Source organism: Candidatus Burkholderia verschuerenii (genome assembly GCF_001189365.1).
Taxonomy (GTDB): domain Bacteria; phylum Pseudomonadota; class Gammaproteobacteria; order Burkholderiales; family Burkholderiaceae; genus Caballeronia; species Caballeronia verschuerenii.
Window position 1 is genome coordinate 25,663 of the sequence record NZ_LFJJ01000035.1, and the last position, 9,652, is coordinate 35,314.

General features: G+C 62.3%; 4 protein-coding genes. 3 read left to right on the forward strand and 1 reads right to left on the reverse strand.

Features of this window, described 5'->3' with window-relative positions; genetic code table 11:
- Positions 1-146 precede the first annotated feature (146 nt).
- The 3 genes from BVER_RS09410 to BVER_RS09420 all read left to right on the forward strand — a co-directional run bounded on the left by BVER_RS09410 (position 147) and on the right by BVER_RS09420 (position 7,412).
- Positions 147-854 (forward strand): transposase, encoded by a 708-nt coding sequence (locus BVER_RS09410; RefSeq protein WP_050453062.1) that lies wholly within the window; start codon positions 147-149, stop codon positions 852-854.
- Positions 855-1,160: 306 nt separating this feature from the next.
- A complete protein-coding gene (locus BVER_RS09415) occupies positions 1,161-5,864 on the forward strand; it encodes a glutamate synthase-related protein (protein WP_050453063.1) in 4,704 nt (1,567 codons plus the stop codon).
- An 81-nt stretch (positions 5,865-5,945) separates the two neighbouring features.
- Positions 5,946-7,412: a glutamate synthase subunit beta gene (locus BVER_RS09420; RefSeq protein ID WP_050453064.1), complete on the forward strand. Its 1,467-nt coding sequence runs from the start codon at positions 5,946-5,948 to the stop codon at positions 7,410-7,412.
- A gap of 83 nt (positions 7,413-7,495) precedes the next feature.
- On the opposite strand, the gene BVER_RS09425 is transcribed toward BVER_RS09420, so the two are convergent.
- On the reverse strand, positions 7,496-9,238 hold the full coding sequence (locus BVER_RS09425; RefSeq protein WP_050453068.1) for an ABC transporter ATP-binding protein/permease: 1,743 nt from the start codon (positions 9,236-9,238) through the stop codon (positions 7,496-7,498).
- Positions 9,239-9,652: the final 414 nt, after the last annotated feature.

Here is a 9,652-nt window from a genome sequence, read left to right on the forward strand (position 1 = left end):
TAGGTCTGAGCGGCTTCGGGAGCCATTGCACGGCAATTGCGTGGGTTTGGGTTGGTGCGGTCTTTTAGCATCCGAAACGGCAAACAGAACGGCTCCATCAAGTCCCCGAATGGGGTAACACAAACGCGATCAACGGAATATCCAGAATGGCACGGCTTGCACGACTCTACGTTCCCGAACAGCCGCAGCATGTCATCCTGCGAGGTCTCGACCAGCAGCCCGCATTCGTCGACGACCAGGACTACGAGCTTTTCATCGACTGCTTGAGGACTGCCTCACGTGATCATCATCTTTCCATCCACGCCTATGCGCTGATGCCGCAGGCGGTGCATCTGCTCGTCACGCCTCGCGACGAGTCGAGCCTGCCCAAGGCGATGCAGGCGGTCGGACGTCGTTACGTAGCGCACTTCAATCGACGTTACATGCGACGCGGCACGCTCTGGGAGGGCCGCTACCGCGCGACCGTCATCGAAGGCGACCGGTACTTCCTGCTGGCCACGCGCGTGGTCGAGATGGCGCCGGTGCGAGCGCAACTCGCCGCCACGCCGCAGGACTACAAGTGGTCGAGCTATCGGCATCACATCGGGCTGGCGCTGGACGGGCTGATTACCGACCATCCGCTGTTCTGGTCGCTCGGCAATACGCCGTTCGAACGACAGCACGCCTACAAGGAACTGTGCGATCAGCCGCTCGACGAACGCGAGGCCAACCGGCTGCTGCAGGCGACGCTGAAGGGCTGGGTGCTCGGCAGCGACGCGTACCGCGAATGGGCGTCCGGCGCGGCCAATCGGCGGGTGTCGCCGCTGCCGCGCGGACGGCCGCGCAAGGTCCGAGAGACGCCGCAGACGCAGTGACAGCGGCGTCCGCCGCCCAGGGCATCACCGAAACGGCGTTCGCGCCGTTTCTTTTGGTTCCAAATTGATATGGCCCCGTTAAATTGGGGCGAGTTTGCACCATATCGATAATTGGTGCCATATCATCAAGTTTTATTTGCCATCGCTTTGATTCGTCGCGTATATTTAGTTTTCCGGCAATTGACGCGGCGCAGCGCGCGCACGGCAGACCGGCTTGCGGCGAACAAGACGAAATAATTCCGTCGCGGGCACACAAGAAAATGGTTCAACGGCCGAGTCGGCCCTCACAGTAGAGACGGTGTCCCCATGAACGATCATCAGCAACCGGCAGTCGGTTTGCTTCCCGCCGCGCAGGGCATGTACGACCCTGCCAACGAGCATGACGCCTGCGGCGTCGGCTTCGTCGCCCACATCAAAGGGAAAAAGAGCCACGAGATCATTCAACAGGGTCTCAAGATTCTCGAGAACCTCGATCACCGCGGCGCAGTCGGCGCGGACCCGTTCATGGGCGATGGCGCGGGCATCCTGATTCAGGTGCCGGACGGCTTCTATCGCGAGGAAATGGCCAAGCAGGGCGTGACCTTGCCGCCGGCCGGCGAATACGGCGTCGGCATGATCTTCCTGCCGAAGGAACACGCATCGCGCCTCGCGTGCGAGCAGGAACTGGAGCGCACGGTCAAGGCCGAAGGCCAGGTCGTGCTCGGCTGGCGCGACGTGCCGGTCGATTCCAACATGCCCATCTCGCCGACCGTGAAGGCCAGCGAACCGCTGATCCGCATGATCTTCATCGGGCGCGGCAAGGACATCGTCGTGACGGATGCGCTCGAGCGCAAGCTGTACATCATCCGCAAGACGGCGAGCCATCGCATTCAGGCGCTCAAGCTCAAGCACGGCAAGGAATACTTCGTGCCGTCGATGTCGTCGCGCACGGTCGTCTACAAGGGTCTGCTGCTGGCGGGTCAGGTTGGCGTGTACTACCGCGATCTGCAAGACGAGCGCGTCGTCTCCGCACTGGCGCTCGTGCACCAGCGCTTCTCGACCAACACGTTCCCGGCATGGGAACTCGCGCACCCGTACCGCATGATTGCGCACAACGGTGAAATCAACACCGTGAAGGGCAACGTCAACTGGCTGAACGCGCGTACCGGCGCCATCGCGTCCTACGTGCTCGGCGACGATCTGCCGAAGCTCTGGCCGCTGATCTATCCGGGTCAGTCGGACACGGCATCGTTCGACAACTGTCTCGAACTGCTGGTGATGGCCGGCTACCCGCTCGTCCACGCGATGATGATGATGATCCCGGAAGCCTGGGAACAGCACACGCTGATGGACGACAACCGCCGCGCGTTCTACGAATACCACGCCGCGATGATGGAGCCGTGGGACGGCCCCGCCGCCATCGCGTTCACGGACGGCCGCCAGATCGGCGCGACGCTCGACCGTAACGGCCTGCGTCCGGCGCGCTATCTCGTCACCGACGACGACCTCGTGATCCTCGCCTCCGAAGCGGGCGTGCTGCCCATTCCTGAATCGAAGATCGTCCAGAAGTGGCGTCTGCAGCCGGGCAAGATGTTCCTGATCGACATGGAACAAGGCCGCATCATTCAGGACAAGGAGCTCAAGGACAACCTCGCGAACGCGAAGCCGTACAAGAGCTGGATCGAAGCCGTGCGCATCAAGCTCGACGAAATCGAGCCGAAGGCGGAAGACGTCGAAACGCAACGCCGCGAAGCCGCCGCGCTGCTCGACCGTCAGCAGGCGTTCGGCTACACGCAGGAAGACCTCAAGTTCCTGATGGCGCCGATGGCGCAATCGGGCGAGGAAGCCGTCGGCTCGATGGGCAACGACTCGCCGCTGGCGGTCATGTCCAACAAGAACAAGACGCTGTACAACTACTTCAAGCAGTTGTTCGCGCAAGTGACGAACCCGCCGATCGACCCGATTCGCGAAAACATGGTGATGTCGCTGGTCTCGTTCATCGGCCCGAAGCCGAACCTGCTCGACACGACCAACATCAACCCGACGATGCGCCTCGAAGTGTCGCAGCCCGTGCTCGACTTCAAGGACATCGCCAAGATCCGCGCGATCGATCAGTACACCGGCGGCAAGTTCAGCTCGTACGAACTGAACATCGTGTATCCGGCGTCGTGGGGCAAGGAAGGCATCGAGGCGCGCATCGCTTCGCTGTGCGCGGAAGCGGTCGATGCCGTCAAGTCCGGCTACAACATCCTGATCGTGTCGGACCGCAAGGCCGACCGCGACAACGTCGCGATTCCGGCGCTGCTCGCCACGTCGGCGATCCACTCGCATCTGGTGCAGCACGGTCTGCGCACGAGCACGGGTCTGGTCGTGGAAACGGGTTCGGCGCGCGAGACGCATCACTTCGCGCTGCTCGCGGGCTTCGGCGCGGAAGCGGTGCATCCGTACCTCGCGCTGGAAACGCTCGCCAACATGGCCGACGGCCTGAAGGGCGATCTGTCGGCGGACAAGGTCATCTACAACTTCACGAAGGCAGTCGGCAAGGGCTTGCTGAAGGTCATGTCGAAGATGGGCATTTCGACCTACATGTCCTACACCGGCGCGCAGATTTTCGAAGCGGTCGGCCTGTCGTCGGAACTGGTCGAGAAGTACTTCAAGGGCACGGCGTCGAAGGTCGGCGGCATCGGCCTGTTCGAAGTGGCGGAAGAAGCGCTGCGTCTGCATTGCGATGCGTTTGGCGACAACCCGGTGCTCGCCAACATGCTCGACGCGGGCGGCGAGTACGCGTATCGCGTGCGCGGCGAGGAACACATGTGGACGCCGGACGCGATCGCCAAGCTGCAACACTCGGCGCGCAGCAACTCGTATCAGACGTACAAGGAATACGCGCACATCATCAACGACCAGACGAAGCGTCACATGACCTTCCGCGGCCTGTTGGAGTTCAAGCTCGAACCGACCAAGGCGATTCCGCTCGACGAAGTGGAATCGGCGAAGGAAATCGTCAAGCGCTTCGCCACCGGCGCGATGTCGCTCGGCTCGATCAGCACGGAAGCGCACGCTACGCTGGCCGTCGCGATGAACCGTATCGGCGGCAAGTCGAACACGGGCGAAGGCGGCGAGGACGACAAGCGTTATCGCAACGAACTGCGCGGCATTCCGATCAAGAACGGCGACACGTTGCAATCGATCATCGGGCCGGAAGTCGTCACCGACATTGCGCTGAAGGACGGCGATTCGCTGCGTTCGAAGATCAAGCAGGTCGCGTCGGGCCGTTTCGGCGTGACGGCGGAGTATCTGTCGTCGGCGGATCAGATTCAGATCAAGATGGCGCAGGGCGCGAAGCCCGGCGAAGGCGGTCAGTTGCCGGGCCACAAGGTGTCGGAATACATCGGCAAGCTGCGTTGCTCGGTGCCGGGCGTCGGCCTCATTTCGCCGCCGCCGCACCACGACATCTATTCGATCGAAGACCTGGCGCAGCTCATTCACGATCTGAAGAACGTGAATTCGTCGTCGAGCATTTCGGTGAAGCTGGTGTCGGAAGTGGGCGTCGGCACGGTGGCGGCGGGTGTGGCGAAGGCGAAGGCGGATCACGTCGTGATCGCCGGTCATGACGGCGGCACGGGCGCGTCGCCGCTCTCGTCGCTGAAGCACGCGGGCACGCCGTGGGAACTCGGTTTGGCCGAGACGCAGCAAACGCTGGTGCTCAACCGTCTGCGCGGCCGTATCCGCGTGCAGGCCGATGGCCAGATGAAGACCGGCCGCGATGTCGTGATCGGCGCGCTGCTCGGCGCGGACGAGTTCGGTTTCGCGACCGCGCCGCTCGTCGTCGAAGGCTGCATCATGATGCGCAAGTGTCATCTGAACACGTGCCCGGTCGGCGTTGCGACGCAAGATCCGGTGCTGCGCGCGAAGTTCTCGGGCCAGCCGGAACACGTCGTCAACTTCTTCTTCTTCGTGGCGGAAGAAGTGCGCGAAATCATGGCGCAACTCGGCCTGCGCAAGTTCGACGATCTGATCGGCCGCGGCGAGCTGCTCGACACGAAGAAGGGCGTCGAGCACTGGAAGGCGAAGGGTCTCGACTTCTCGCGCGTGTTCTACCAGGTGCCGGATGCTGAAGAAGTCGCGCGCAAGCACGTCGATGTGCAGGATCACGGTCTGGACAAGGCACTCGATCACGTGCTGATCGAAAAGTCGAAGGCGGCGATCGAGCGCGGCGAGCATGTGTCGTTCATTCAGCCGGTGCGCAACGTCAACCGCACGGTCGGCGCGATGCTGTCCGGCCTGATCGCGAAGAAGCACGGTCACGACGGTCTGCCCGACGACTCGATCCACATTCAGTTGAAGGGCACGGCGGGCCAGAGCTTCGGCGCGTTCCTCGCGAAGGGCGTGACGCTCGATCTCGTCGGCGACGGCAACGACTATGTCGGCAAGGGGCTGTCGGGCGGGCGCATCATCATTCGCCCGACCAACGACTTCCGCGGCAAGTCGGAAGAAAACATCATCTGCGGCAACACGGTGATGTACGGCGCGATCGAAGGCGAATCGTATTTCCGGGGCGTCGCGGGCGAGCGCTTCTGCGTGCGTAACTCGGGCGCGACGGCGGTCGTCGAAGGCACGGGCGATCACGGCTGTGAATACATGACCGGCGGCACGGTGGTCGTGCTCGGCGAGACGGGCCGCAACTTCGCGGCGGGCATGTCGGGCGGTATCGCGTTCGTGTACGACCCGGACGGTTCGTTCGCCGGCAAGTGCAACAAGGCGATGGTCGCGCTTGATCCGGTGCTGCAACAAGCCGAACAGGAGCGCACCATCGACCGCGCACTGTGGCACATCGGCAAGACCGACGAAGCGCTGCTCAAGGGCTTGATCGAGCGTCACTTCCAGTTCACCGGTTCGCCGCGCGCCAAGGCGCTGCTCGAAAACTGGGATTCCGCGCGACGTCAGTTCGTGAAGGTCTTCCCGACCGAGTACAAGCGCACGCTCGGCGAGATCGGCGCGAAGAAGTCGAAAGACGCGATCGCCGCTTAAGCCTCGCTTCGATAGATATAGAAAGACGCTCCGGTGCGTGTGCATCGGAGCGTGCGATCCTCACTCAATACAGAGAAAGAAATGGGAAAAGCCACCGGTTTTCTCGAGTTCGAACGCCGCCACGAGGCGTACGAAGCGCCGCTGACCCGCGTCAAGCACTACAAGGAATTCGTTGTCGCGCTGACGGACGAAGACGCGAAAGTTCAGGGCGCGCGCTGCATGGACTGCGGCATTCCGTTCTGCAATAACGGCTGCCCGGTCAACAACATCATTCCGGACTTCAACGATCTCGTGTTCCAGCAAGACTGGAAGAGCGCGATCAACGTGCTGCATTCGACCAACAACTTCCCGGAGTTCACGGGCCGAATCTGCCCGGCGCCGTGCGAAGCGGCGTGCACGCTCGGCATCAACGACGATCCGGTCGGCATCAAGTCGATCGAGCACGCGATCATCGACAAGGCGTTCGCGGAAGGCTGGGTCGTGCCGCAACCGCCGAAGCACAAGACGGGCAAGAAGGTCGCGGTCGTCGGTTCGGGTCCTGCGGGTCTGGCCACGGCGCAGCAACTGGCGCGCGCGGGTCACGACGTGGTCGTGTTCGAGAAGAACGATCGCATCGGCGGGCTGCTGCGTTACGGCATCCCCGACTTCAAGCTGGAGAAGTGGCTGATCGATCGCCGCATGCGCCAGATGGAAGCGGAAGGCGTGACGTTCCGCACCAACGTGTTTATCGGCAAGGAAGCGATGCCGGCGTACATCGCCAATACGGCGAAGGAAACCATCACGCCAGACGAGCTGAAGGAACAGTTCGACGCGGTTGTGATCGCGGGCGGTTCGGAAACGCCGCGCGATCTGCCGGTGCCGGGCCGCGAGCTGGAAGGCATCTATTACGCGATGGAATTCCTGCCGCAGCAGAACAAGGTCAACGCCGGCGACAAGCTAACGGACCAACTGCTCGCGAAGGGCAAGCATGTGGTCGTGATCGGCGGCGGCGATACGGGTTCGGATTGCGTCGGCACGTCGAATCGTCATGGCGCGACGGATGTGGCGCAGTTCGAACTGCTTGCGCAACCGCCCGAAGTCGAGAACAAGCCGCTCGTGTGGCCGTACTGGCCGATCAAGCTGCGCACGTCGTCGTCGCATGAAGAAGGTTGCGATCGCGACTGGTCTGTTGCGACGAAGCGTTTCGAAGGCAAGAACGGCAAGGTCGAAAAGCTGATCGCGGTGCGTGTGGAATGGAAGGGCGGCAAGATGCAGGAAGTGCCGAACTCCGAGTTTGAACTGAAGGCCGATCTCGTGCTGCTCGCGATGGGCTTCACGCAGCCGGTCTCGCCGGTGCTGGAAGCGTTCGGCGTCGAGAAGGATGCGCGCGGCAACGTGCGTGCGTCGACCGAAGGCGACAAGGCGTACTACACGTCGGTGGACAAGGTGTTCACGGCGGGCGATATGCGTCGCGGGCAATCGCTGGTGGTGTGGGCAATCCGCGAAGGCCGTCAGTGCGCGCGTTCGGTGGATGCGTTCCTGATGGGTTCGAGCGAGCTGCCGCGCTAAGCTTTTTTCAAGCGCAACGAAAAAGGCCACGCAATCGCGTGGCCTTTTTACTTTGATGGACTCGAAAGGAAGCTAAAGAAGCCTTAAGCCTCCGCCATCGTCCGTTCGATCTCGATCTTGTAGTCGTGGAACATTGCCACCGACTCGCGATGCGCGACGCTCAGAATCGCCGCCTTCGGCAAGCGTTCGACGAGCGCGTTGTAGATATGCAGTTCGTTGTCGGCATCGAGCGCGCTGGTGGCTTCGTCGAGGAATACGAAGTCGGGCTTGTGCAGCAGCACGCGGGCGGCCGCCAGCCGCTGCTGTTCGCCCGGCGACAGACTGCGCGCCCAGTGCGCGCTTTCTTCGAGCCGATCGGCATACGCTTCGAGATTGCACGCCTTCAGCACTTCGCGCGATTCGTCGTCGCTGAAGGTGCCGCCCGGCGACGGATACGCCAGCGCCGCGCGCAGCGTGCCGATCGGCAGATAGCTGACCTGCGGGATGAACATCAGCTTGGCGTCGACGGGCGCGTCGATGCTGCCGTCGCCGAACGGCCACAGGCCCGCGAGCGCGCGTATCAGCGTGCTCTTGCCCGAGCCGGACGGCCCGACCACCAGCCAGCGCGAACCCGGTTCGATCGACACATCCGACACGCGCGACAGCGGCGTGCCGTTCGGCAGCGCGAGCATCAGGCCCTTGGTCGTCAGCGATTTCGTGTTCGTGTAGTGCAGATTGATGCCGCCGTGTTCCGTCGCCGGCGACGTTTCCTCGCGGATATGCGTCGAGCGCATCACGCGCTTGAATTCGCGAAGACGATTGATGGTCGCGCACCATTCGACCAAGGTCGAATAACTGTTGATGAACCAGGAGAACGAATCGCTGACCGTGCCGAACGCGGAGGAAATCTGCATCAGCACGCCGAACGAGAACGCGCCCGCGAAGTAGCGCGGCGCGGCGACCATGATCGGGAAGATGATCGCGATCTGGCCGTAGAAGCTGAGCACGAAGGTCATGCGCTTCGTGTACTTCATGATCATCCACCAGTTGTCGCGGATGCGCTGGAAGATGGTCTTGGCGTTGGCCGTTTCCGTGCCGATGCCGTCATAGAAGGCGATCTGTTCGGCGTTCTCGCGCACGCGAATCAGGCCGAAGCGGAAATCCGCCTCCACTTTCTGTTGTTGGTAATTGATCGACACCAGCGGATGCCCGACCTTCTGGATGATCAGCGAGCCAAGAATCGCGTACAGCGCGGCGGCCCAGACCATGTAGCCCGGAATGGTGATCGGCGTGCCGCCGAGCGAGAACGTCAGCGCGCCCGCGATGGTCCACAGAATCGTGATGAAGGTGACGAGCGTGACGAGCGTCGACAGCAGATCGAGCGACAGCGACAGCGTGCTGGTCGCGAACGATTGCAGGTCGTCGGAAATACGCTGGTCGGGGTTATCGGCGAGCCGGTCGCGTTCGATGCGATAAAACGCCTTGTCGCCGAGCCATTGCTCCAGATACTGATTGGTGAGCCACTGCCGCCAGCGGAAGGCGAGCATCTGACGCAGATATCGCCCGTAGACCGCGAGCAGGATGTACGCGAACGCGAGCCCCGTGAAGATCAGCAGCAGATGCGGGAAGTCCTTCACATTCTTGTTCTGCAACGCGTTGTAGAAGTCCGCGTTCCAGCTGTTCAGGCGCACGTTGATCCACACGACGGTCATGTTGATCGCGATGATCGCGACCAGCAGCCCCCATGCGATACCCCGTTCTTCCGAAACCCAGTACGGCTTGATGAGGCTCCACGCCGAGACATCGTCCGCCTTCTGCTGCGTGTTCTGAGTATGAGTGTTGGCCATGACCTTCCTGCTGATGCGCCGCGCGAGGCGGCGGGTTGTTTCCTTGCGATGCTGTCGTCCGGGCGACCGACGGCCGCGCATGCTCCCGATTCGGGCTTCGCAGATTGTTCCGAGCTTCCCTTAACTGCCGCTTAATCCCGTGCGGCGGCGCGCAGAACGTGTTCGGGGCATTGTGCCAGAGTGCCGGGTCGCGCGAAAAAGCACGGCCGAACGGATGAGGATGCACGCGAGCGCGCGCGGGCAATCCCGGTTTGCAGCGGCTTCGGCTTTCATGGTCTAATGACTTTTGACGAGTGCGACGCGTGTCGCCGTCCGCCGGACGTAAATCGGCAACGTAGGGGATGGCAAAGCTCTTCTCTGCCTTGTCACATTCAACCACCAGAACATCGGAGCGTGAAGCCGTGACCTGCTGTA

What these genes read in the sequence shown, in the direction of transcription:
- BVER_RS09410 (WP_050453062.1), top strand. Translation starts at nt 147, where the DNA reads ATGGCACGGCTTGCACGACTCTACGTTCCCGAACAGCCGCAGCATGTC.
- BVER_RS09415 (WP_050453063.1), top strand. Translation starts at nt 1,161, where the DNA reads ATGAACGATCATCAGCAACCGGCAGTCGGTTTGCTTCCCGCCGCGCAG.
- BVER_RS09420 (WP_050453064.1), top strand. Translation starts at nt 5,946, where the DNA reads ATGGGAAAAGCCACCGGTTTTCTCGAGTTCGAACGCCGCCACGAGGCG.
- BVER_RS09425 (WP_050453068.1), bottom strand. Translation starts at nt 9,238, where the DNA reads ATGGCCAACACTCATACTCAGAACACGCAGCAGAAGGCGGACGATGTC.